The organism is Serratia sp. BNK-33-b (assembly GCF_048684565.1).
GTDB lineage: Bacteria > Pseudomonadota > Gammaproteobacteria > Enterobacterales > Enterobacteriaceae > Serratia > Serratia marcescens.
Window position 1 is genome coordinate 463,107 of sequence record NZ_JBLQTZ010000001.1, and the last position, 23,189, is coordinate 486,295.

Consider the following 23,189-nt stretch of genomic DNA (forward strand, 5'->3'; position numbering starts at 1 on the left):
TGCAAAATGTGTCGGCGGTCAACGTGAATCGCGTTAGCCGGCCATCGCTTTTTGCGCACCGAGGCTGACGACGAATCCCTGCAGCAGCAGGCGGCTGAACGGCGTGTCGCTAACCTGTTGTTGTTGCTGGTGGTAGCGGGCTTGCTGCTCGGGATGCAGCTGGCCGAGCCACTGCAGATACTGGCTCATCACCGCGCCGTTGAATTCCGGGTGGAACTGGGTGGTCAGGGCATGATCGCCATAGCGCAGGATCTGGTGCGCGTCCTGCTGCGAACGCGCCAGCGTCTGCGCGCCGGCGGGCGGCGTCAGCACGCTCTGCGAGTGGATCAGGTTGGCTTTGAAGCGCGGCGGCAGCAGGGTGAGCCGCCGATCGTCGGCCGCGGCGGGCAGCAGTTCGATCTCCAGCGTGCCGACTTCCATGCCCTGCGGGTGGTAACCCACTTCGCCGCCGAGCGCGTAGGCCAACAGCTGATGGCCGTAGCAGACGCCGAACAGCGGCAGTTTGATCGCCATCGCCTGACGCAGCCATTCGGCGGCCTCCTCGCTCCACGGCAGCCGTTCGGTCACCATCGCCGGCGAGCCGGTGATGACCACGCCGCAATAGGCGGCCGGCGGCAACGGCCGTTCGCCGGCGGGCAAGTGTACGATGTGCGCGCGTTCGGCGTCGATATTGCCCTGTTGCAGGAACATGCCTTCAAAGTTTGCCAATTCCTGACGAATGGCCTGCGGCGCGTCGCCGGTTTGCATCACGAGCAGCGGTTTCATCTCATTCTCCGTCGGCGGGGAAGACGACGCCGGTCTGGCGGCGGATATCGGTCAGCAGGCGGGCGACGATCAGCGAATTCTCCAGCCCCGGATGTTCCACCTGACGCTTCTCAACCAACTCGGCGAAGGCCAGCGCCTCATACAGCATGGTGTTGATGTGCTGCGGCTGGCTCAGATCCTGGCGGTTGCCGCCGCGCGGCGTCAGCGCCACGCCCTGGCACTCGGAGATTTTGTCGATAATCAGCGTGCCTTCTTCTCCCTGGATCTCGCTGGGGATCGCCGAGTCGCTGACCTTGGAATGGGAAAGCGTGACGTCGAAATCGCCGTAGTTCAGGCAGACGGTGCCGTGGGCGTCCACACCGGTATCGAGCAGCGTGGCGCTGGCGAGCACCGACTGCGGCGCGCCGAACAGCGCCACCGCGCTGGCCAGGCAGTAGTAGCCGATGTCCATGATCGAGCCGTTGGAGAACTGCGGATTAAACGTGTTGGGGTTCTCGCCGGCCAGGTAGCGCGGGTAGCGCGAAGAGTATTGGCAATAGTTGATGAAGGCTTTGCGCAGCCGGCCGATTTTCGGCAATGCCTGTTGCAGCGCCAGAAAATTCGGCAGATAGGCGCTTTTGAACGCCTCGAACAGCACCACCTGGTTTTCCCGCGCGCAGGCTACCACCTGTTCCGCTTCGCGCTGGTTGGAGGCCAGCGGTTTTTCGCAGATCACATGCTTTTTATGGCGCAGGAACAGCAGCGATTGCGGGCAGTGCAGGGAGTTGGGGCTGGCGATATACACCGCGTCTATGGCATCGGACTGGGCCATGGCCTCGAGCGAGTCGAAAAACTGCGTGACCTGATAGTTGGCGCCAAACGCCTGCGCCTGTTCCAGGGAGCGTGAATACACGGCGCTCAACTTGAGTTTGCCGCTTTCATGGGCGGCATCGATAAAACGTTCCGTAATCCAGTTGGTGCCGACAACGGCAAAGCGAATCATAGCGAGCTCCGGTCCAGCCTAAAACCGCAGATTATCACGCCCTCACTCGCTATGCATACAGCTCGCCGAACAGCGAAAGGTGCGTCAGATACAGCCGGGTATCGAACTCCAGCTGGTGGTAATCCGGCTCCATATGGCAGCACAGGCTGTAGAACGCCTTGTTATGATCTTTCTCTTTCAGATGCGCCAGCTCATGCACCACGATCATGCGCAGGAACGGCTCGGGCGCGACCTTGAACACCGTCGCCACGCGGATTTCCGCCTTGGCCTTCAGCTTGCCGCCCTGCACGCGCGAGATGGCGGTGTGCAGGCCCAGCGCATGTTTCATGACGTGGATCTTGCTGTCGTAGGCCACCTTGCTCAGCGGCTGGGCGTTGCGCAGATACTGGTTTTTCAGATCGACGGTAAACTGATACAGCGATTTGTCGGTGGTGCAGTCGTGCACCTGCGGATAGCGCTGCAGCAGCACGTCCCCCAGCCGATTCTGATGGATCAGTTGCTGCACCTGGCTTTGCAGATGCGTTGGGTAGCCTTGCAGGTAGGCGAGTTCGATGTCATGCATGAGTGATATTGCGCCTCAGTATTTCTTTGATCGGCCGCAGCCGCACACGCTGCGCATCGGCCTGTCTGGCTTCCCAGCGATCGTGCGCCGCCTGCAGGTTTAGCCAAAAGTCAGCGGTCGTTTCGAACAGATCGGCAAACAGATTGGCCTCGGCAACGCTCATGCGTCGATGCCCGTTGCACAGGCGATTGACGGTGGCGCGGGTGACGCCCAATACCTTTGCCAGTTCCTCCTGGCCGATGCCTAGCGGCGTTAAATATTCTTCCTGCAGCACTTCTCCCACCGTGGTGGGTTCGCGAGTCGTGGTTTCCAACATAGGTACCCCCTCGTTCAGGTATCTTGATGAGGATCGAGGTAAATTTTTTCAGCGGCATCATGCCGCCACTGGAACATCAGCCGCCAGTGCATATTGACGCGCAGACTTGACCATCCCTGAAATGGTCCGGATAGCCGCTTGTAATAGTTACCCGTGGGGTGATGCAAATCACGCTCTTGCTGCGCGGCGGCCAACATATCGAGTTTTCTGGCCAACTGTCGCTCAAGCGCGCCGGGGATCAGACGGCTGCGCCTGCCTTCCAGATAGAACTGCTCCAGATAGCGATCGCGGAAAGATTTAATCATGCTTTCCCCCTTCCATAGGGACTGCCAGTGTAACATTTAAAGTTACACCCCGTCAGGTTAAAAAAACGTCGACATGGGTGCTCGGGAGGGAAAGGTTAATGTTGTTAAAGGAGAAAAGGGGCACGGGTTTTCAGATACGCGGCGCAATACGCAATTTATCCGAAAAAACATTTTACTGACGGGCGTTTTTAGGGGATAAACAGCCCAAATTTTATCAGTCAGGAGGGGCAATGAGCCAACTCGATCTGGGAACACAGCAACTTGAGCTGGAGCGTTATCCCCAACAGGAAGAATCCACCCAACTGCAGGCGTGGGAAGCGGCGGACGAATATCTGCTGCAACAGCTTGAAAACGTAGATATCGGCGGCCGTCCGGTGCTGATTTTCAACGATAACTTCGGCACCCTGGCCTGTGCGTTGCACGCGCATCGCCCTTACAGCGTCAGCGACTCGTACATGAGCCAGCTGGCGACGCGCCACAACCTCAAGCTCAACGGTCTGGATCCCGAGCAGGTCACGCTGCTGGACAGCCTGGCCGAGCTGCCGGCGGCGCCGGCGGTGGTGCTGATTCGCGTGCCGAAAGCGCTGGCGCTGCTGGAACAGCAGCTGCGCGCGCTGCGCCACGTCGTGACCGAAGACACGCTGATCGTTGCCGGCGCCAAAGCGCGCGACGTGCACACCTCGACGATGCAGCTGTTTGAAAAAGTGCTGGGCCCAACGCGTACCAGTCTGGCGTGGAAGAAGGCGCGCCTGATCTTCTGCCAGGCGGCGGACATCGTTCCGCCGGCGGCAGCGGAAACCACCAACTGGACGCTGGACGGCACCGATTGGCTGATCCACAACCACGCCAACGTCTTCTCGCGCGGCAGCCTGGATATCGGCGCGCGCCTGTTTATGGAGCATCTGCCGCGCGGCTTGAACGGCCATATCGTCGATCTGGGCTGCGGCAACGGCGTGATTGGTTTGACGGCGCTGGCGCAAAACCCGGAAGCGCAGGTGACCTTTGTCGATGAATCTTACATGGCGGTGGCCTCCAGCGAGCTGAACGTGGAGCACAACCTGCCGCAAGAGCTGGATCGCTGTCAGTTTGAGGTGAACAACGCGCTGGCGGGCATCGAGCGCGAAAGCGTGCAGGCGGTGCTCTGCAACCCGCCGTTCCACCAGCAACACGCCATTACCGATCACACCGCCTGGCAGATGTTCTGCGACGCCAAGCGCTGCCTGCAGGTGGGCGGCGAATTGCGCATCGTCGGCAACCGTCACCTCGACTACCATCAGAAACTCAAGCGCCTGTTCGGCAACTGCACGCTGGTGGCCTCGAACAAGAAGTTCGTGATCCTTCGAGCGGTGAAATCCGGCGCGCGTCGCTGAGCGTGAATAACAAGGGGCGCCGGGCGCCCCTCAGTCTGCAGACAAAGGAGGAAAAAGCGTGGTTTTTCCCCCTTTGTGGTTATCAGCCGAAAATCAATAAATTGATTTTCCTTGTTTTCTTTTCGCTGCTCTCTGCCAACCCGGCATGGGGATGAGGTTTGTCATCAATATCAGGGGCGCCGGGCGCCCCTTTTTTATAGCGTCATCGCCAACCGCGTGCCCTGATCGATCGCGCGGCGGGCGTCCAGCTCGGCGGCCACGTCGGCGCCGCCGATCAGGTGCACGGTTTTTCCCATTGCCAGCAGCGGCTGCTGCAGTTCGCGGCGCGGTTCCTGCCCGGCGCAAATGACCACCGTGTCCACCGGCAGGCAGCTGTCTTGCTCGGCGCGGGTGATGTGCAGCCCTTCGTCGTCGATCAGCCGATAGCTGACGCTGTTGAGCATCTTCACGCCGCGCATCGCCAGGCTGGCGCGGTGGATCCAACCGGTGGTTTTCCCCAGGCCTTCGCCCACTTTGCTGGTTTTGCGTTGCAACAGGTAGATCTGCCGGGCGGCGCGCGGCGCCTGCGGCCCTTGCTCCGCCAGCCCGCCGCGCTGCTCAAGGCGCCCGTCGATGCCCCATTCGCGATTGAATTCCGCCTGATCCAGGCTGCTGGACACGCCGTGCTGGCTGAGGTACTCGGCGGTATCGAAGCCGATGCCGCCGGCGCCGACGATCGCCACCCGCTGGCCGACCGGTTTTTTATCGCGCAGCACGTCCAGATAGCTCAGCACCTTGGCGTGCCCGATGCCGGGAATATCCGGGGTGCGCGGCACGATGCCGCAGGCGAGGATCACCTCATCGAATTCGCTTAAATCCGCCGCTTCGACCTTGACGCCCAGCCTGACCGTCACTTCACGCAGCGCCAGCTGGTGGCGGAAGTAACGCAGGGTTTCATGGAATTCTTCCTTGCCGGGGATCTGCTTGGCGATGTTGAACTGGCCGCCGATCTGCTCGGCGGCGTCGAACAGCGTCACCCGATGGCCGCGGCTGGCGGCGGTGGTGGCAAACGCCAGCCCGGCGGGGCCGGCGCCGACCACCGCCAGTTTTTTCGGTTTTTCCGCCATCGTCAGCGGCATTTCGGTTTCACGGCAGGCGCGCGGGTTGACCAGACAGGAAGTCAGCTTGCCTTCAAAGATCTGGTCGAGACAGGCCTGGTTGCAACCGATGCAGGTATTGATCTCGTCGGCGCGCCCCTCGGCGGCTTTCTGCACAAAGGCGGCGTCGGCGAGAAACGGGCGCGCCATCGACACCATGTCGGCGCAGCCGTCCGCCAGCACCTGCTCGGCCACCGCCGGATCGTTGATGCGGTTGGTGGTGATCAGCGGGATGCTGACCTTGCCCATCAGCTTGCGGGTCACCCAGCTGAATCCGGCGCGCGGCACCATGGTGGCGATGGTCGGAATACGTGCTTCGTGCCAGCCGATGCCGGTATTGATGATCGTGGCGCCCGCCTGTTCGATCGCCAGCGCCAGCTGCTCGATCTCCTCCCAACTGGAGCCGTCTTCCACCAGATCAAGCATCGACAGCCGGTAGATCAGAATGAATTCCGGGCCCACGGCCTGGCGTACCGCCCTGACGGTCTCGACGGCGAAGCGCATGCGGTTGGTGAAGCTGCCGCCCCATTGGTCATCGCGCTGGTTGGTGCGCGTCGTCAAGAATTGGTTGATCAGGTAGCCTTCGGAACCCATCACTTCAACGCCGTCGTAGCCGGCCTGCTGCGCCAGCGCCGCGCAGCGGGCGAAGTCGGCGATGGTCTGCGCGATCTCCGCTTCACTCAGGGCGCTCGGCGTAAACGGGTTGATTGGCGCCTGCAGCGCGGAAGGGGCCACCAGCTTGGGTTGATAGCTGTAGCGGCCGGTGTGCAGGATCTGCAGCGCAATTTTGCCGCCCGCCCGGTGGACGGCCTCGGTTACCGGGCGGTGGTGAGGCAATTGCGCTTCGCTGTTGAGGATCGAACCGCCGCGAAACACCACGCCCTGTTCGTTCGGGGCAATGCCGCCGGTGACGATCAGCGCCACGCCGGCGGCGGCGCGCTCGGCATAGAACGCGGCCAGGCGCTGCGGGCCGTCGGGCAGCTCTTCCAGGCCGGTATGCATCGATCCCATCAGCACCCGGTTTTTCAGGGTGGTGAAGCCGAGATCCAGCGGCGCCAGCAGGTGAGGGTAATTGCTCATTGCACTCTCCATCGTTCATCCCCCGCCTCTTTCAACCTGCAGCGTTGTTGCCTGCGTTCGCTCGCCCCAGTCACTTACTTGAGTAAGCTCCTGGGAACGCCCGAACTTGCCGCCTAGCTGCAGGTTGAAAGCGATTGGGGATGAGCATCTGTTATTATTATGTGAACACAAGTGGTCGGATGAGATAAATCTAGCCGTTGTCGCGCCGCTTGGGAATCTGCGTTGCGCCGAATGTGATAGATGTCATGAATCTCAGACTCTGTTTGCATAACGAACAAAAGATCGGTTAGCCTTTACGCGTTGCAAATTCCTTCTCTCTGCGGAGCCATTACCGAAAATGAACACCCACACCTGTTGATATCGTGTCCCACGCTGTGCGCTCTCGCGCCCTGTGGGGATGTTTTGATCTCATTCAGGAGTGCTTATGGCTCATTCAGCGCAGTCCCCTTATTTCGTTTTACATCAACTGACCTGCCAATTTGCTGACGGCGAAACGCTGTTCGGCCCGCTGGATCTTGCTTTCGACCGGCAGCGCTGCGGCCTGGTGGGGCGCAACGGCGTCGGCAAAACCCAGCTGCTGCGCCTGATCGCCGGGCTGGATCAACCGGGCAACGGGCACATCGAATCTCATGCCACAGTAGCTTACGTTGCACAGCAACCGGAGATCGCGCCGCACACCACGCTGGCCCAGCTGTTGGGCTATGGTGAGGCGTTCGCCGCGCTGGCGCGTCTCGAGCAGGGGCGGCCGCTGGTGGACGATATCGATCGTCTGGAAGGGCGCTGGGATCTCCACGATCGCCTGCAAAACGCCTTTGCCGCTGCCGGGCTGCCGGCCTTCGATCCGTTGCGATCCGCCAGTTCGCTGAGCGGCGGCGAGCGGATGCGCGCGGCCCTGTGCGGCGCCTTGCTGGGCGAGGCGGATTTTCTGCTGCTGGATGAACCGACCAACCACCTCGACAGCGCCGGGCGCGCCTGGCTGTATCAACAGCTGGATCAGTGGCGGGGCGGGTTGCTGATCGCCAGCCATGACCGGCAGCTGCTGGCGCGCGAGGAGCGCCGCCGCACCCGCGCCCGCCAACAGAAAGAGCACGACATGAGCCAGCGGCGCTCGGCGCAAACGCTGCGCGTCGTCGATACGCTGAATATCGCCTCTTTCGAACAGGTGGCCTACAAGTCGGCGGCGAAGGAGAGCCTCGGCACGCTGCGCAAACAGCATCAGGATCGGCGCGACAGCCTCGATGCGGCGGTGCGCGAAGCCTACCAGCGGGTGGAAGAAGAACAGCCGGTGTTGCTGGCGCTGCCCGGCAGTGAAGTGAACGCAAACAAGCAGGTGCTGGTGCTCGAGCGGCTGCAGTTGCCGTTCGTCAGCGCGCCGCCGCTGGATTTGCGGATCGACGGTCCGATGCGCGTGGCGTTGACCGGCCCCAACGGCTGCGGCAAATCCACCTTGCTGAAGACCGTTCTCGGTCAGTTGGCGGCGCTTTCCGGCCATTGTCATTGCCCGCTGTCGACGGCCTACCTCGATCAAACCCTGTCGCAGCTCGATCCGGGCCTGTCAGTAATGGAACATCTGGGGCTGCAGGATTCGCCGTTGGCGGAAGGGGCGTTGCGCACCCGGCTGGCGCAGCTGCAGCTTGGCGCGGATCGCATCGCGTTGCCGCTGGGCTCGCTGAGCGGCGGAGAACGGCTGAAGGCGGCGCTGGCCTGTGCGCTCTGGCGGCGACAACCGGCGCAGCTGCTGTTGCTCGACGAGCCGACCAACCACCTGGATCTGGCGTCGTCGCTGGCGATCGAAACCGCGCTGGCGGATTTCCCCGGCGCGATGCTGGTGGTGTCGCACGACGAAGACTTCCTGCAGGCGCTGCGGCCGACGCACCGCCTGCACCGACAGGCGGACGGCTGGCGGTTTCAGGCCTGGTGAGGCAGGCGGGCGGCGCGCTGACTTAGTGCGGGGCGTTGATGCACGCCAGCAGTTGGGTGAAGGCGGCGGCCATTTGCTCTTCCGGCACGCAGGCAAAGCCCATCAGCAGGCCGCGCCGGCGGTTGGGCAGCATGTAGTAGCGCGACAGCGGCCTCACCAGCACCCCTTGCGCGCCGGCGGCGGCGGCGATCGCCACGTCGTCGGCCTCGTCCGGCAGGTTGAGGATCAGGTGCAATCCGGCGTTGCTGTTGAACTCGCTGAGCGCCTGTTTGCCGAGGTGCCGTTCGATCAATCCGGTCAGGAAGGCGCGCCGCCGGGCGTACAGCAGCCGCATGCGACGGATATGCGCCGTGTAGTGCCCCGCCTGAATAAACTCCGCCAGCGCGCTCTGGATCAGCAGGTGCCCGCCGCGGTACAGCTCGGCGTGGGCGGTTTTCAGCGCCTGAACCAGCGGCGGCGGCAACACCACATAGCCGAGACGCAGCGCCGGGTAGAGCGTTTTGCTGAAGGTGCCGATGTAGATCACCGGCGCATCGGCTTCCAGCCCCTGCAGCGCCGGGATCGGTTGGCCGGAAAAGCGGAATTCGCTGTCGTAATCGTCCTCGACGATCCAGCCGCCGGCGTTCCGCGCCAGCGCCAGCAGCCGTTGGCGGCGCGCCAGGCTCATCACCGAGCCGAGCGGATATTGGTGCGACGGGGTGACGAAAATCAGGCGGGGCGGCGTCGTTGGCTGCTCCGGCGGCACCAGCCCGGCCTCGTCCACCGCCAGCGGGCAGATGTTCAGCGCATTGATGCGCAGGATATTGCGGATCCCCCAATAGCCCGGCTCTTCGATCCAGGCGTCATCCCCCGGATTGCACAACATGCGCGTCACCAGATCGATCGCCTGATGGATGCCTTCAGTGATCAGGATCTGTTCCGGCGAGCAGCGCACCGAGCGCGCCACCCGTAAATACTCCACCAACGCATGCTGCAGCTCCGGGCTGCCGCCCTGATTGCTGTAGGTCAGCCGCTGCGGCGTCGGGCGGCGGCTGAGGCGCGCCTGGATCTTGCTGAACAGCTGATGAGGAAAGGCGTTGACGTCGGGGACGCCGGGAATGAACGCCCCCCACTGTTTGGGGCTGGCGCTGGCGTGGTGCAGCAGCGTGGCGCCGCGCTCCGACAGTTCGACGCGCCGCGGTTGCCCGCTGCCGTCCGCCGGAACGCCGCCGGTGGACAGGCAGCTGTCCGGCACCGTGTCGGCGACGAAGGTGCCGCTGCCGGCGCGCGCCGACACGTAGCCCTCCGCCAGCAGTTGTTCATAAACGGTTAACACGGTGTTGCGTGACAGGCTGAGCTCCTGCGCCAGATCGCGCGAGGCGGGCAGGCGGCTGGAGGGCGGCAGGCTGCCATCGAGAATGCTGGTGCGGATCGCGTTGTAAAGCCGCTTGTGCAGCTTGTCATCGGGCTGTTCGCCGAGGCGCTGCAGCAACAGATCACCACTCAATGAGCGCAATTGGATCCCTCAATTATTCGTAACTGGCACTCGATTATAGGGCCACATCCTGTGTAAATAAACGTCATTGTTTCACGAATGTGAACGAAACGTGTAACTGGCACCGATCGGAGAGAACAGCATGAAAAACGCAGAATTGAACCAACGCCGTCAGGACGCCACCCCGCGCGGAGTGGGCGTGATGTGTGGTTTTTACGCCGAGCGCGCAGAGAACGCTACGCTGTGGGATGTGGAAGGCAAGGAAGTGATCGACTTCGCCTCGGGGATCGCCGTGCTGAACACCGGCCATCGCCACCCGAAAGTGATCGCCGCAATTGAAAAGCAGCTGCAGGCCTTCACCCACACCGCCTATCAGATCGTTCCTTACGAAAGCTATGTCTCGTTGGCGGAGCGCATCAACCAACGCGCGCCGATCGCCGGTCCGTGTAAAACCGCTTTCTTCACCACCGGCGCGGAAGCGGTGGAAAACGCGGTGAAGATTGCCCGCGCTTACACCGGCCGTCCGGGCTTGATCACCTTCGGCGGCGGCTTCCACGGCCGCACCTATATGACCATGGCGCTGACCGGCAAAGTGGCGCCTTACAAACTGGGCTTTGGCCCATTCCCCGGCTCGGTGTTCCACGGCCAGTACCCGAACGCGCTGTACGGCGTGACCACCGAAGACGCGATGAACAGCCTGGATCGCCTGTTTAAAGCGGATATCGATCCCAAGCAGGTGGCGGCCATTGTGCTGGAGCCGGTGCAGGGCGAGGGCGGTTTCAACGTGGCGCCGGCCGATTTCATGCAGGCGCTGCGCGCGCTGTGCGACCAGCACGGCATCCTGCTGATCGCCGACGAAGTGCAGACCGGCTTCGCCCGTACCGGCAAGCTGTTCGCCATGGAGCACTACAGCGTTAAGCCCGATTTGATCACTATGGCGAAAAGCCTGGCGGGCGGCATGCCGCTGTCGGCGGTGGCGGGCCGCGCCGAGGTGATGGACGCGCCGGCGCCGGGCGGGTTGGGCGGCACCTATGCCGGTAACCCGCTGGCGGTGGCCGCCGCGCACGCGGTGCTGGACGTGATTGAAGAAGAGCAGCTGTGCCAGCGCGCTCAGCGCTTGGGGCAGCACCTGGTGGAAGTGTTGCAGCAGGCGCGCAAAACCAGCCCGGCGATCGCCGATGTGCGCGCGCAGGGATCGATGGTGGCGGTGGAGTTCAACGATCCGGCTACCGGCAAGCCTTCGGCGGAGATCACCCGTCAGGTGCAGCAGAAGGCGATGGAGGAAGGGCTGCTGCTGCTGAGCTGCGGTGTGAACGGCAACGTGATCCGCTTCCTCTACCCGCTGACCATTCCGGACGATCAGTTCACCAAGGCGATGGGCATCCTGTCCCGCGCGCTGGCCCACTAAGGAGCGAACGGCATGAAATTGAACAATCCCGAGCTGTTGCGCAGCCAGTGTCTGATCAACGGCGAATGGTGCGATGCCCTGAGCGGCAAGCGCGAAGCGGTGATCAACCCGGCCACCGGCGCCGAGCTGGCCAGCATTCCGCTGGTCAGCGAAGAGGAAACCCAGCAGGCGATCGCGGCGGCGCAGCGGGCGCAAAACGACTGGAAACAGCTGACCGCCAAGCAGCGTTCCGCGCTGCTGTTGGCCTGGGCCGACAAGGTGCTGGCCGCGCAGGAAGATCTGGCGCAGCTGATGACCGCCGAGCAGGGCAAATCGCTGGCGGAAGCGCGCGGCGAAGTGGCCTACGCCGCGTCGTTCATCACCTGGTTCGCCGAAGAGGCCAAGCGGGTGGACGGCGCGGTATTGCAGGCGCCGCAGGCTTCGCAGCGCCTGGTGGTGGTGAAGCAGCCGATCGGCGTGTGCGCGGCCATCACCCCGTGGAATTTCCCGGCGGCGATGATCACCCGCAAGGTGGCGCCGGCGCTGGCGGCCGGTTGCGCCATCATCGTCAAACCGGCCGAGCAAACGCCGCTGACCGCGCTGGCGCTGGCCAAGCTGGCGCAGGACGCCGGCATTCCCGCCGGCGTGTTGCAGGTGGTGACCGGCGAAGCGGCGCAGGTGGGCAAGGTGTTGTGCGACAGTCCGGTAGTGCGCAAGCTGAGCTTTACCGGCTCGACCGAGGTCGGCCGCATCCTGATGGCGCAGTGCGCGCCGAGCATCAAGAAACTGTCGCTGGAGCTGGGCGGTAACGCGCCGGTCATCGTGTTCGACGACGCCAATCTGGACGCGGCGGTGGCGGGCATCATGGCCTCCAAGTTCCGCAACAGCGGCCAGACCTGCGTGTGCGCTAACCGCATCTACGTGCAGGACGGCATCTACGAGCGGCTGGCGGAGAAACTGGTGGCGGCGGTCGAGCAGTTGAAAGTCGGCGACGGCAGCCAGGAAGGCACCACCCAGGGGCCGCTGATCGACAGCGATGCGGTAGCGAAGGTGCAGAGCCATATCGACGACGCGCTGATCAAAGGGGCGCAGATCGCCACCGGCGGCCAGCCGCACGCGCTGGGCGGCACCTTCTTCCAGCCGACGGTGGTGACCGGCGTAACGCAGAAGATGCGCTTCGCCAAAGAAGAGACCTTCGGGCCGGTGGCGCCGCTGTTCCGCTTCCATGACGAGGCGGAAGCCATCGCCATGGCCAACGACACCGAATTCGGCCTGGCCGCCTACCTGTTCACGCAGAACGCCGCGCGCCAGTGGCGCGTGCCGGAAGCGCTGGAGTACGGTATGGTCGGCATCAACACCGGGCTGATTTCCAACGAAGTGGCGCCGTTCGGCGGCGTGAAACAGTCAGGGCTCGGGCGTGAAGGATCGCGCTACGGGATAGAAGAATATTTGGAGCTGAAATACCTGTGTATCGATGTGAGCCGTTGAGCGTCAGGACGTTAACCCATCCCGGCGGCCAGCGTCGCCGGGCGATAAAGGATGATGCATGTCTGATAATATCTCTGTTTCTCCGGCGCTTGCCGCCGGGGTGCGAGCACCTGCACCCGCCAAATCGTTAAGTTTCCTCGAAGGGGTGGCGATGATCGTCGGCACCAACATCGGCGCCGGGGTGCTCTCCATCGCCTACGCCTCCAGCAAGGCCGGTTTCCTGCCGCTGCTGTTTTGGCTGGTGCTGGTGGGGAGCCTGACCACCATCACCATGCTGTACGTTGCCGAATCTACGTTGCGCACCCGCGCGCATCTGCAGCTGAGCGGGCTGGCGAAGCGCTACGTCGGCGGCCTGGGCGCCTGGCTGATGTTCGCTTCGGTGTGCGTCAACAGCGTCGGGGCGCTTACCGCCTACATGACCGGCAGCGGCAAGCTGCTGCAATCGCTGTTCGGCATCTCGCCGGCGCTGGGCAGCCTGCTGTTCTTCGTGCCCGCCGCCGGCGTGCTGTACCTCGGTTTGAAAGCGATCGGCCGCGGCGAAAAGTTCATCAGCATCGGCATGGTGGTGATGTTGACCGTGCTGGTAGCGGCGACGCTGCTGAAAGACACCACCCAGATGCGCAACCTGCTGGACGGCGACTGGCGCTATATGGTGCCGGTGTTCAACGTGGTGGTGTTCTGCTTCTCGGCGCAGTACATCGTGCCGGAGATGGCGCGCGGCTTCGCCGACAAGCCGGAACAACTGCCGAAGGCGATCATCGTCGGCATGGTCGTGACCTTCATTTTGCTGGCGGCGGTGCCGATGTCGGTGATTGCGCTCAGCGGGCTGGATGACATCTCCGATGTGGCCACCATTTCCTGGGGCCAGGCGCTGGGGCAGTGGGCGTTCTTCTCCGCCAACATCTTCGCGCTGTGCGCGATGCTGACCTCGTACTGGGGGTTGGGCGGCAGTTTTCTGACCAATATTTTCGACAAGTTCCGGCTGGGCAACGACGAGCTGCCGCTGCGCCGCTTCGGCGTGCTGCTGCTGGTGGTGGTGCCGCCGTTCGCGCTGGCCTACAGCGGGCTGGTGTCATTCGTCAACGCGCTCTACTTCGCCGGGGTGTTCAGCGGGGTGATCCTGTCGATCATGCCGATGCTGATCCTGCGCGGCGCGCGCAAACACGGCGACCAAACACCACGCTGGCAGTGCAACTGGATCACGCACCCGCTGCTGCAGGTCAGCATTGTGTTGCTGTACCTGGCCAGCGCGGTGTACGCCATCGCTTCATTGTTAGGCTATCTGCCCTCTGGATGGTGATTTGCCTTCCCTCAAGCAGTGATGTTGTTTCTCGGCATTGAGAACGGCGGCGTCGTGGCCGCCGATTTTTTTCTCAGGCGCGCCGTTTTTCCGACAACGCCAACCAGGCCTGCACCGACGGGCGCTGCCACTGCTTGTGCGCATAGTGGCGCACGCGCTCCGGCACCGGATCGCCGTGCATCACCAGCCGGTTGAGCATCAGCGCCAGATCGGTGTCGGCGATGCACCACTCCCTGAACAGATTATCCTGCCCGTGGCTCAGCAGCTTTTCCACGGCGGCGATCAGCTTGCGCGCGGCCTCCTGCGCGGCTTCGGACAGCGGCGGGAACTTGCCGTTGTTGAACACTACCTCGGTCGAACGCTCGGCGCGGATCGGCAGCAGATCGCTGCGCAGCCAGGCCTGGATCTCGCGCGCCTTGGCGCGCAGCTTCACGTCGCGCGGGTACACGGCGTGGGCCGGGTGGATGTCTTCCAGGTATTCGGCGATCGCCGAAGACTCTGAGAGCTGGAATTCGCCGATCGCCAGCGTCGGCACCCGACGGGTGAGCGACAGCGCCGCGTAGGCCGCCTCTTTGTTCTCTTCTTTCGCCAGATCCACCGGCTTCACGGTGAACGGAATGCCTTTTTCCGTCAGCACGACAAAGGCGGACATGGCGTACGGGCTGAAAAATTCACTGTCGGTATAAAGCTCGGTGATCGGTTGAGACATCGGCGGTTCCTCGGGGTTAAGGGGGGGAACATTCATCATTGTTGAGGGGAGGCTAAAAATCAATCTGTTAGCCTAAAAGTTCTTGGGCGGCGCGGTTTACGGCGCCGTGAGTTCCTTCAGGATGATGTGATATATTTGTTGCCAACACGTGAATTGAGCCGTATTGGGTAACATGAAGACGCAGTGGATAGAACGGGTGAAAGTGGGATGCGCGCGCCTGTGGCCGCACCCGCTGGCGGTGGGCAAACGAGAGATGCTGATTTCCAGCGTCGGCGCCGGTTTGGGGCTGATGCTCGCCGGCTGGATCAGCCACTTTATTTTGGGCGAGGTGAACCTGTGGTTTATCGCGCCGATGGGCGCTTCGGCGGTGCTGCTGTTCGGCGTGCCCAACAGCCCGTTGGCGCAGCCCTGGTCGATCGTCGGCGGCAATGCGCTGGCGGCGACGGTGGGCGTCAGCGCCGGTCTGCTGATCCCCGATCCCGGCCTGGCCTGCGGCGCGGCGGCTGCAGTGGCCATCGGCCTGATGTTCAAGCTGCGCTGCCTGCATCCACCCGGCGGCGCGGTGGCGCTGACCGCCATCCTCGGCGGCCCCGGCATTCACCAGATGGGCTACCACTTCGTGTTGTACCCGGTGCTGCTGAACTCGGTGCTGCTGGCGGCGCTGGCCATTCTGTTCAATAACCTGGCCGGGCGGCGCTACCCGCACGCGCTGGCGCCGGCGGAGGCCAAACCGGCCAATCTGCCGATCGATGCCGTTTCCATTACCCGCGCCGATCTGCACGAGGCGCTGATGGAGGGGGATCTGTTCGATATCGACGAGGACGATCTGCAGGAGATCCTGCTGCGCGCCGAGCAACTGGCGCATCAGCGGCAAAGCAAGATTGCCTGATCAGCCCAGCGTTTTGCGGTAAAACACCACCCGTTCCGTTTCGGCAAAGCCCAGCGCTGCATGCAGGCGTTGGGAGTCCAGGTTGGCGATGTCGGTATCCGACGCCAGCTCGCTGCACCCCTGTTGCTTCGCCCACTCCTGCACCTGCGCGATCAGGTGCGCGGCCCAGCCCTGGCGACGGGCGCATTCGACGGTGTAAATCCCTTCCAAAAACGCCACCGGCGACGATTCGCAGCCGTTGACGTAATCGTGGCGCAGCGCGACCTCGGCAAAGCCAACGAAAGCGCCGTCCAGCCCCCGCGCCATAAACGCGGTGTGATGCGGCGAAGCCAATATTTCGCGCATCTCCGCGCGGTGCTCTTCCAACGGACAAGTGGGCCACAGCGCTGAGCGCAGCGCCAGCCAGGCGTCGAGGTTATCGTGGTCGCAGTTGACGATCATGCGGGGTCCTTTTGAGTCGGAATAAATCAGGCATGCCGAGAGGGAAGTGTGGCACGGCGGCGGGAAACAAAAAAGCCATTATGCCGAGGGGCGCCCTTCATTAGGATGAAAGGGGTGTTGATATTTTAAGCGAAGTTAGTATAGGGTACGGCTAGGGCGCTGATAAGGGATTGTTATGGATGCGAAAGCCGTAGCTCAAGGAATTCTTGAGGGAATAGAGTCTTTACCAAGGGGCATTGCCTATAGTGCTCGTAGGACATGGCAGGGAGCAGGGCTCGGCGGTCGAGAGCTTAAGCGCCGCAATGAAATCGAAACGGAACGGTTCATCAAGGTCGTTCGTGCCGGCTATGGTATCGAAGCCCCGCTACGTGAGCTGATAGCGGTGATTATCCGTGACTGCTATCAGCGGATGGATCTGCAAACACAAACCGTGCTAAGCCAAAAATTAAACCATGTAGAGGGTTATCTTACAGGACGTATGGGGACGCAGTTCATTCTGGTTCAGCAAATCACACACCATATTTTGAAAAAGGTTATCGGCAGCACACTTTTCAAATGGGTATTCAAAGGTGTCACCATTGCTGGGCTAAACATCATTCTTTTACAAGGAATTATTGAACAGGCCGCCGTTTCTTCGCGTCGTTTGCGGGAACAATATCCCTCAACGTACCATAAGCTCACGCCACGAAATTTGGACATGATCTACTTTCTGGCGGAGGAGTATCTTGAACCCTTTGTTGCCTATACCAGCAAATCGAAAATGTTCTGTGAAGGTGTGAATCATGAGCTATCTAAAGTCTTGGGGCAGTAAGCTCGGTAAAGGATTGTCGCACCTTGTGGAAGCGATTTTGGGCGGGATATTTTCTGTCGCTGCGTTTGGCTCACTGTTCTGGTTCGACGAATGGTGGCAACGAATTCTGAGCGCGGCAATATTCCTGTTACTGGTGTTTGTCACTATTGCTTTGTGTAGCCTTGTGAGAGGCGACCGATAGCGGATAGATCAATCAAAAGCCAGCGGTTGGATTTTAACTAATGGTTAAGTGATGATGACTTCCTATCGTTAAGTAATAAAATCAATGAACTGGCTAAAATCCTTTCTTGTGAAGTTCGTTAAATTTGTTGGCCGACAAACTGCTGACTTGGCTGAGTCCATAGTCATTGGCCTGTTCTCTATAGCGGCATTTGTTGCCTTGTTCTGGTTTGATGAGTGGTGGAAATCTATCGCTGCGGCTGTCGCGATCTTCTTTGCCGGCTTCCTGGTAAGTCTGGCTATAGGCTGGTTAAGAAGGGAAAGATAGCTGAGAGTGTTGGCATACCGCCGCCATTTTGCCGCCACTGTGAGCAAGAAATAAAAAAGCCACTTCGAGAAAAGTGGCTTTTTTATATGATTTTAGAGCTAAAATTTGGTGGCCCCTGTTGGGTTTGAACCAACGACCAAGCGATTATGAGTCGCCTGCTCTAACCACTGAGCTAAGGGGCCAAGCCGCGAGATTATAGGGAATCCTTAAGCATCGGTCTACTGTTACCCGCCCGTATGTTGCTTTTCTGCGCAGTTCTAGCCTGTTGTAATTGCTGGCGGATTTTGCGATAACCGCAGTAAATCCCTGCAATGGACTCACGACACTCATGGAACTTCTGGCGCCCAATCTGCGGGTGGTGTTTTGCGGCATCAACCCCGGCCTTTCTTCCGCCCATCAGGGCTATCCTTTTGCCAACGGCAGCAACCGCTTCTGGAAGGTGATCCATCAGGCCGGCTTTACCGAGAGCCAGCTGGCGCCGGAGCAGTGGCAGCAGCTGAAGGACAACGGCTGCGGCATTACCGCGCTGGTGGCGCGCCCGACGGTGGCGGCCAGCGAGTTATCGCGCGACGAGTTGCGCAGCGGCGGTGAGGCGCTGCAAGAGAAGATCCTGCGCTATCAGCCGCGCGCGCTGGCGATCTTGGGCAAGCAGGCGTTCACCACCGCCTTCGGGGTGAAAAACGCGCCCTGGGGCAAGCAGACGATGATGCTGGGAGAAACCGAGGTCTGGGTATTGCCCAACCCCAGCGGATTGAATCGCGCCACGCTGGAGCAACTGACCGCCAGCTATCGCGAGCTGTTCCTGGCGCTGCAATGAGATAAGGGGAGTGTGCGATGACATCGATGATGAAAGGCTGTTTGATGGCGCTGCTGTTGGTGACCGGCGCCGCACAGGCGGGGCATTCGCCGCAGGAAGCGCGCAACAAGCAAAACGTGCTGGAGTTTTATCGGCAGGGGCTGAACAACAAGGATTTTGCGGCGGCGCGGCCGTTTTTGGGCGAACAATACAAACAGCATAACCCCAATGCCAAAGACGGCGTGGCGGGTTTTCGTCAATTTGTCGAGCTGCTGAAAACGCGCTACCCCAACTCGCACAGTGAAGTTAAACAGGCGTTCGTCGACGGCGACTTCGTGATTTTGCATGTGGAAGTCAGCGGGCGCGAGGCCGGTAAAACCGCGGCGATCGTCGATATCTTCCGTCTGGACAGCGCCGGAAAGATCGTTGAACACTGGGACGTGACGCAGCCGGTGCCGGAGAAAACTGCCAGCGGCAACGGCATGTTCTGAGGCATAAAAAAACCCCGGCAGGCCGGGGTTTTTGTTTTGGGTGCGGCAGCCGGACTTAGTCGTCCAGGAAGCTGCGCAGCACTTCGGAGCGGCTAGGGTGACGCAGCTTGCGCAGCGCCTTGGCTTCGATCTGACGAATACGCTCACGGGTAACGTCAAACTGCTTGCCTACCTCTTCCAGCGTGTGATCGGTGTTCATGTCGATGCCGAAACGCATGCGCAGCACTTTCGCTTCGCGCGCGGTCAGGCCGGCCAGCACGTCGTGGGTGGCGGAACGCAGGCTTTCCGAGGTCGCGGAATCCAGCGGCAGCTCGAGGGTGGTATCCTCGATGAAGTCGCCCAGATGCGAATCTTCGTCGTCGCCGATCGGCGTTTCCATCGAGATTGGCTCTTTGGCGATCTTCAGCACTTTGCGGATCTTGTCTTCCGGCATCAGCATGCGCTCGGCCAGCTCTTCCGGCGTCGGCTCGCGGCCCATCTCTTGCAGCATCTGGCGCGAAATACGGTTGAGCTTGTTGATGGTCTCAATCATATGCACCGGAATACGGATGGTGCGCGCCTGGTCGGCGATGGAGCGGGTGATAGCCTGACGGATCCACCAGGTGGCGTACGTCGAGAACTTGTAGCCGCGGCGGTATTCGAACTTGTCTACCGCTTTCATCAGGCCGATGTTGCCTTCCTGGATCAGATCCAGGAACTGCAGGCCGCGGTTGGTGTATTTCTTGGCGATAGAAATAACCAGACGCAGGTTGGCCTCAACCATCTCTTTCTTCGCACGGCGGGCTTTCGCTTCACCGATCGACATGCGACGGTTGATGTCTTTGACCTGCTCGATGGTCAGGCCGGTCTCTTCTTCGATCTGACGCAGTTTCTGCAGGCTGCGCTGCACGTCTTCAGCAACGTCTTTCAGCTTTTCCGACCATGGCTTGGCCATCGCCAGCGCGGCTTCAAACCAGGAATCGCTGGTTTCGTTGCCGGCGAACAGGGTGACGAAGTTTTTCTTCGGCATTTTGCACTGTTCAACGCACAGCTTCATGATGATGCGTTCCTGGGTGCGAACGCGGTCCATCATGGTGCGCATGCTGTTGACCAGGAAGTCGAACTGTTTCGGCACCAGGCGGAACTGCTTGAACACTTCAGACAGCTTCAAGATCTCGTCCGCGGCGCTGGCGTGGCTGCGGCCGTTTTTCTTGATCACCAAACGCGTCGCTTCATACTGATCGCGCAACTCGGCGAACTTCTGACGCGCCAGCTCAGGATCGATGCTGTTATCGTCTTCGGTGTCGTCGTCTTCGTCGTCTTCATCTTCTTCGTCGTCGTCTTGCTCTTCGCTCGACAGTTCAGAACCGATGTGGGTCGCGGTGGGGGCGATGTCCTCTTCCGCGTTAGGATCGACGAAGCCGGTGATCAGATCGGACAGGCGCGCTTCACCCGCTTCGACGCGATCGTACTGCTCAAGCAGGTAGGTGATGGCTTCCGGGTATTCGGCAACCGAGCACTGTACCTGGTTGATGCCGTCTTCGATGCGCTTGGCGATGTCGATTTCGCCTTCGCGCGTCAGCAGTTCGACGGTGCCCATTTCGCGCATGTACATGCGCACCGGGTCGGTGGTGCGGCCGATTTCGGATTCCACGCTGGACAGAACCTGTGCGGCGGCTTCTTCCGCATCTTCGTCCGTGCTGTTCGAGTTTTCGGCGAGCAGCAGGTCATCGGCGTCCGGTGCTTCTTCCATCACCTGGATGCCCATGTCGTTAATCATCTGGATGATGTCTTCGATCTGATCGGAGTCGACGATATCTTCCGGCAGATGGTCATTGACCTCAGCATAGGTCAGATAGCCTTGCTCCTTACCACGGGTGACAAGTAGCTTCAGCTGTGACTGCGGGTTTTGCTCCATAAGACGGTATCCACACTTCAGAGTATTTAGGTTGGTGTCGGTCGGCGAAACCGCCAACAATAGCATTTGGGGCGTTTTCGTTATCGCCGCGGCCCACTATGGCGGCACTGTGCAGGGCTCTGCCCTCGCAATTATCGGCACTTAAGCCGTTTGGTATTCAGTTTTTCTTCGCTAAAACCTGGTTGAGAGAACGGACTTCTTCACGTTCCTCCGCACTCAGACCGCGCGTTCTGGCCTGGGCGATCAGCGTTTCCAGCCGTTGCTCGAGCACCGAGTCGTACAGGCTGGCCAATGTATCCAAAAAGGTCTGCTCGACCATGTCCTCAACGATCATATGGTTCCAGGTCGCCAAGGTTTCAAGCTGCTGGCTGAATTTGTTGTCGCGATACAGCTCCAGCAATTGCCCGGTCGTCAGGCCCGGCTGCGCCAAACAGGTCTGCACCAGTTCGACGAACAGCGGCAATCCCGCCTGTTTGGTCTGCTCCAACCCTTCCAGCGAAGGGATAAGTGTAGCCAACTGCGGATTTTGCACCAGTAACCCTATCAGTATACGCATGGTTGTGCGTTTTAGCTGGGGCGCCTGATAAGGATTCGCATTTTCAGCCTGCTTGGGCATCAGCTTGTCGAGCTGGCTGTCGTCCAGCAGCCCCAGCTTGTTGCCGAGCTCCTGGCGCAGGTACAAGCGCAACGTTTCGCCCGGCACCTGAGTAATCAGCGGCAGCGCCAGCGTGCTCAGCTTGGCGCGCCCGTCCGGGCTGCTTAAATCCACCTGCGGCAGCAGGCTTTCGAACAGGAACGTGGACAGCGGCTGCGCCTGCTCCATTCGCTGCTCGAAGGCTTCTTTGCCTTCCTTGCGCACCAGCGTGTCCGGATCTTCGCCGTCAGGCAAAAACATGAACCGCAGCTGGCGCCCGTCATTCAGGTATGGCAGCGCGGTTTCCAGCGCCCGCCAGGCCGCTTCGCGGCCGGCGCGGTCGCCGTCGTAACAGCAGACGACGTTGTCGGTGGCGCGGAACAACAGCTGAATGTGTTCCGCCGTCGTCGAGGTGCCGAGCGAGGCGACGGCATAGTCGATGCCGAATTGCGCCAACGCCACCACGTCCATATACCCTTCCACCACCAGCAGCCGCTGCAGGTTAGGGTGGTTCTGCTGTGCTTCATACAGGCCGTACAGCTGGCGGCCCTTATGGAAAACTTCGGTTTCCGGCGAGTTCAGGTACTTCGGCATACCGTCGCCCAGGACGCGGCCGCCGAAGGCGATCACGCGCCCGCGCTTGTCGCGGATGGGGAACATCACCCGTTCGCGGAAACGGTCGTACGAACGCCCCTGATCGTTAGTCACCAGCATGCCGGCATCGTTCAATGCGCGGCGCGAGTCGGCGTCGCGGCCGAAACGCTTCAGGGCGTTGTCCCATCCCGCCGGCGCGAAGCCGATGGCGAAATGGCGAATAACGTCGTCACTCAATCCGCGCTGCTGCAAATAGCTGCGCGCTGGCGCCCCGGAGGACTGCTGCAGTGACTGTTGATAGAACGCGCTGAGCTGTTCCATCAGTTGGTACAGGCTCTGGCGCTGATGGCGCTCGATCTGGGTTGGCCCGGTGCCCGCTTCGTAAGGCACTTCCAGCCCGTGCATGGTCGCCAGTTCTTCGATGGTTTCGACAAACTCGAGTCGGTCGTAATTCATCAAAAAGTCGACGGCGTTGCCGTGCGCACCACACCCAAAACAGTGATAAAACTGCTTTTCGCCATTAACGGTAAAGGAAGGCGTCTTTTCGTGGTGGAACGGACAGCACGCGTGATAGTTCTTGCCTTGCTTCTTGAGCTTCACGCGGGCGTCGATCAAATCGACGATGTCGGTGCGAGCCAGCAAGTCATTGATAAATACGCGCGGAATTCGTCCAGCCATAAGCCCTTACTTCATTAGCCTATAAACGAGAACAAGCCGCGCATTCCTTTCGGAAAGCACGGCCTTCGTATGCAACTACTCGGTCTGCGCGATTTTGAAAATCAGAAATTCACGCGGTGGGGTTGCCCCCGAAGAATTAATACAGACGAGTGCGGCGTGCGTTTTCGCGAGCCAGTTTCTTCGCGTGACGTTTCACAGCAGAAGCTTTAGCGCGTTTACGTTCGGTAGTTGGTTTTTCATAAAACTCACGACGACGAACTTCAGCTAAAACACCCGCTTTTTCGCAAGAGCGTTTGAAACGACGCAGAGCAACGTCAAATGGCTCGTTTTCACGTACTTTAATTACCGGCATGTGCCTCTCACCTCAATAAAATTCGGTTTGCTGCTGGCCAAGCGCCAGCCTTTTCAAAATGGTGCGGAATTTTACTCCAATGGATGCTGCTTTGTAAAGCATCACAGCAAATTGAAACCCGCGTCGCTCTGCCGCAACGTGCGCAATTTTGCACCGGGCGCTGATTATAGACTAATCAGAAAAAAATGCTCGTGTTTAATCGCTCGGGCATTTTCTGGATGAATCATCGACATAGGCGCAAGCCGGTGACAAGATGCGCCGCATCGGCGGTAAATGCGGCGGAATGTGGTAGACTGGCGGCCGCACGTGAATGATGGGAAATGT

At 60.8% G+C, this 23,189-nt stretch carries 22 protein-coding genes and 1 tRNA gene; 10 read left to right on the forward strand and 13 right to left on the reverse strand.

Annotation, left to right across the window (positions count from 1 at the left end; all coding sequences use genetic code 11):
• Positions 1 to 33 precede the first annotated feature (33 nt).
• The 5 genes from ACMGGK_RS02205 to ACMGGK_RS02225 are packed head-to-tail and all read right to left on the reverse strand — an operon-like array spanning position 34 to position 2,930.
• Positions 34 to 765, reverse strand: a complete 732-nt coding sequence (locus tag ACMGGK_RS02205) for a glutamine amidotransferase (RefSeq protein WP_016930178.1) — start codon at positions 763 to 765, stop codon at positions 34 to 36.
• 1 nt (position 766) lies between these two features.
• Positions 767 to 1,747 (reverse strand): Gfo/Idh/MocA family protein, encoded by a 981-nt coding sequence (locus ACMGGK_RS02210; RefSeq protein WP_016930177.1) that lies wholly within the window; start codon positions 1,745 to 1,747, stop codon positions 767 to 769.
• A gap of 49 nt (positions 1,748 to 1,796) precedes the next feature.
• Entirely contained in the window at positions 1,797 to 2,309 is a 513-nt protein-coding gene (locus ACMGGK_RS02215) for a M48 family metallopeptidase (protein WP_016930176.1), read from the reverse strand.
• The gene (locus ACMGGK_RS02220; RefSeq protein ID WP_016930175.1) at positions 2,302 to 2,625 is read right to left on the reverse strand and encodes a HigA family addiction module antitoxin; all 324 of its coding nucleotides are present in this window, start codon (positions 2,623 to 2,625) and stop codon (positions 2,302 to 2,304) included. Before ACMGGK_RS02220 ends, ACMGGK_RS02215 begins: the two co-directional genes overlap by 8 nt.
• Before the next feature lie 14 nt (positions 2,626 to 2,639).
• Positions 2,640 to 2,930, reverse strand: coding sequence for a type II toxin-antitoxin system RelE/ParE family toxin (locus ACMGGK_RS02225; protein WP_016930174.1), 291 nt, complete (start codon positions 2,928 to 2,930; stop codon positions 2,640 to 2,642).
• Positions 2,931 to 3,160: 230 nt separating this feature from the next.
• On the opposite strand from ACMGGK_RS02225, the gene rlmG reads away from it, so the two are divergent.
• Positions 3,161 to 4,300 carry a 23S rRNA (guanine(1835)-N(2))-methyltransferase RlmG gene (rlmG, locus tag ACMGGK_RS02230; RefSeq protein ID WP_016930173.1) on the forward strand — a complete coding sequence of 380 codons (1,140 nt, stop codon included), beginning with the start codon at positions 3,161 to 3,163 and terminating at the stop codon, positions 4,298 to 4,300.
• Positions 4,301 to 4,494: 194 nt separating this feature from the next.
• Here rlmG and ACMGGK_RS02235 read toward each other — a convergent pair whose 3' ends face one another.
• Complete coding sequence (locus ACMGGK_RS02235; RefSeq protein WP_420276648.1) at positions 4,495 to 6,516, reverse strand: FAD-dependent oxidoreductase; 2,022 nt, start codon at positions 6,514 to 6,516, stop codon at positions 4,495 to 4,497.
• A 424-nt stretch (positions 6,517 to 6,940) separates the two neighbouring features.
• On the opposite strand from ACMGGK_RS02235, the gene ACMGGK_RS02240 reads away from it, so the two are divergent.
• Positions 6,941 to 8,437, forward strand: a complete 1,497-nt coding sequence (locus tag ACMGGK_RS02240) for an ABC-F family ATP-binding cassette domain-containing protein (protein WP_420276649.1) — start codon at positions 6,941 to 6,943, stop codon at positions 8,435 to 8,437.
• Positions 8,438 to 8,459: 22 nt separating this feature from the next.
• On the opposite strand, the gene ACMGGK_RS02245 is transcribed toward ACMGGK_RS02240, so the two are convergent.
• Entirely contained in the window at positions 8,460 to 9,932 is a 1,473-nt protein-coding gene (locus ACMGGK_RS02245) for a PLP-dependent aminotransferase family protein (RefSeq protein WP_420276650.1), read from the reverse strand.
• A 121-nt stretch (positions 9,933 to 10,053) separates the two neighbouring features.
• Here ACMGGK_RS02245 and ACMGGK_RS02250 point away from each other — a divergent pair, with 121 nt between their 5' ends.
• From ACMGGK_RS02250 to ACMGGK_RS02260, 3 genes are read left to right on the forward strand one after another with little or no spacing between them, the layout of a single operon-like run.
• A complete protein-coding gene (locus tag ACMGGK_RS02250; protein WP_016930169.1) occupies positions 10,054 to 11,319 on the forward strand; it encodes a 4-aminobutyrate--2-oxoglutarate transaminase in 1,266 nt (421 codons plus the stop codon).
• A gap of 12 nt (positions 11,320 to 11,331) precedes the next feature.
• Positions 11,332 to 12,786, forward strand: a complete 1,455-nt coding sequence (locus tag ACMGGK_RS02255; protein ID WP_004937166.1) for an NAD-dependent succinate-semialdehyde dehydrogenase — start codon at positions 11,332 to 11,334, stop codon at positions 12,784 to 12,786.
• Between the two features lie 58 nt (positions 12,787 to 12,844).
• A complete protein-coding gene (locus ACMGGK_RS02260) occupies positions 12,845 to 14,086 on the forward strand; it encodes an aromatic amino acid transport family protein (RefSeq protein ID WP_049299883.1) in 1,242 nt (413 codons plus the stop codon).
• A 73-nt stretch (positions 14,087 to 14,159) separates the two neighbouring features.
• Here ACMGGK_RS02260 and yfcF read toward each other — a convergent pair whose 3' ends face one another.
• The gene (gene yfcF / locus ACMGGK_RS02265) at positions 14,160 to 14,795 is read right to left on the reverse strand and encodes a glutathione transferase (protein ID WP_004937171.1); all 636 of its coding nucleotides are present in this window, start codon (positions 14,793 to 14,795) and stop codon (positions 14,160 to 14,162) included.
• A 172-nt stretch (positions 14,796 to 14,967) separates the two neighbouring features.
• Between yfcF and ACMGGK_RS02270 the strand changes: the two genes are divergently transcribed.
• Entirely contained in the window at positions 14,968 to 15,684 is a 717-nt protein-coding gene (locus tag ACMGGK_RS02270) for an HPP family protein (RefSeq protein ID WP_016930165.1), read from the forward strand.
• Here the strand turns inward: ACMGGK_RS02270 and ACMGGK_RS02275 are convergent, their stop codons facing one another.
• Complete coding sequence (locus ACMGGK_RS02275) at positions 15,685 to 16,125, reverse strand: aminoglycoside N-acetyltransferase AAC(6')-Ial (RefSeq protein ID WP_016930164.1); 441 nt, start codon at positions 16,123 to 16,125, stop codon at positions 15,685 to 15,687.
• Positions 16,126 to 16,300: 175 nt separating this feature from the next.
• Between ACMGGK_RS02275 and ACMGGK_RS02280 the strand changes: the two genes are divergently transcribed.
• Together ACMGGK_RS02280 and ACMGGK_RS02285 are read left to right on the forward strand one after the other, a co-directional pair.
• Positions 16,301 to 16,936, forward strand: coding sequence for a hypothetical protein (locus ACMGGK_RS02280; protein WP_060660224.1), 636 nt, complete (start codon positions 16,301 to 16,303; stop codon positions 16,934 to 16,936).
• A 265-nt stretch (positions 16,937 to 17,201) separates the two neighbouring features.
• Positions 17,202 to 17,423, forward strand: coding sequence for a hypothetical protein (locus ACMGGK_RS02285; RefSeq protein WP_164052765.1), 222 nt, complete (start codon positions 17,202 to 17,204; stop codon positions 17,421 to 17,423).
• Between the two features lie 106 nt (positions 17,424 to 17,529).
• Here ACMGGK_RS02285 and ACMGGK_RS02290 read toward each other — a convergent pair.
• Positions 17,530 to 17,605, reverse strand: a tRNA-Ile gene (locus ACMGGK_RS02290).
• Positions 17,606 to 17,751: 146 nt separating this feature from the next.
• Here ACMGGK_RS02290 and mug point away from each other — a divergent pair.
• Together mug and ACMGGK_RS02300 are read left to right on the forward strand one after the other, a co-directional pair.
• A complete protein-coding gene (mug, locus tag ACMGGK_RS02295; RefSeq protein WP_016930160.1) occupies positions 17,752 to 18,240 on the forward strand; it encodes a G/U mismatch-specific DNA glycosylase in 489 nt (162 codons plus the stop codon).
• A gap of 17 nt (positions 18,241 to 18,257) precedes the next feature.
• The gene (locus tag ACMGGK_RS02300) at positions 18,258 to 18,710 is read left to right on the forward strand and encodes an ester cyclase (RefSeq protein WP_079451628.1); all 453 of its coding nucleotides are present in this window, start codon (positions 18,258 to 18,260) and stop codon (positions 18,708 to 18,710) included.
• Positions 18,711 to 18,765: 55 nt separating this feature from the next.
• On the opposite strand, the gene rpoD is transcribed toward ACMGGK_RS02300, so the two are convergent.
• From rpoD to rpsU, 3 genes are all read right to left on the reverse strand, one after another.
• Entirely contained in the window at positions 18,766 to 20,607 is a 1,842-nt protein-coding gene (gene rpoD, locus ACMGGK_RS02305) for an RNA polymerase sigma factor RpoD (protein ID WP_004937194.1), read from the reverse strand.
• 157 nt (positions 20,608 to 20,764) lie between these two features.
• Positions 20,765 to 22,513 carry a DNA primase gene (dnaG, locus tag ACMGGK_RS02310; RefSeq protein ID WP_016930158.1) on the reverse strand — a complete coding sequence of 583 codons (1,749 nt, stop codon included), beginning with the start codon at positions 22,511 to 22,513 and terminating at the stop codon, positions 20,765 to 20,767.
• 136 nt (positions 22,514 to 22,649) lie between these two features.
• Positions 22,650 to 22,865 (reverse strand): 30S ribosomal protein S21, encoded by a 216-nt coding sequence (gene rpsU, locus ACMGGK_RS02315; RefSeq protein WP_001144069.1) that lies wholly within the window; start codon positions 22,863 to 22,865, stop codon positions 22,650 to 22,652.
• Between the last annotated feature and the right edge of the window lie 324 nt (positions 22,866 to 23,189).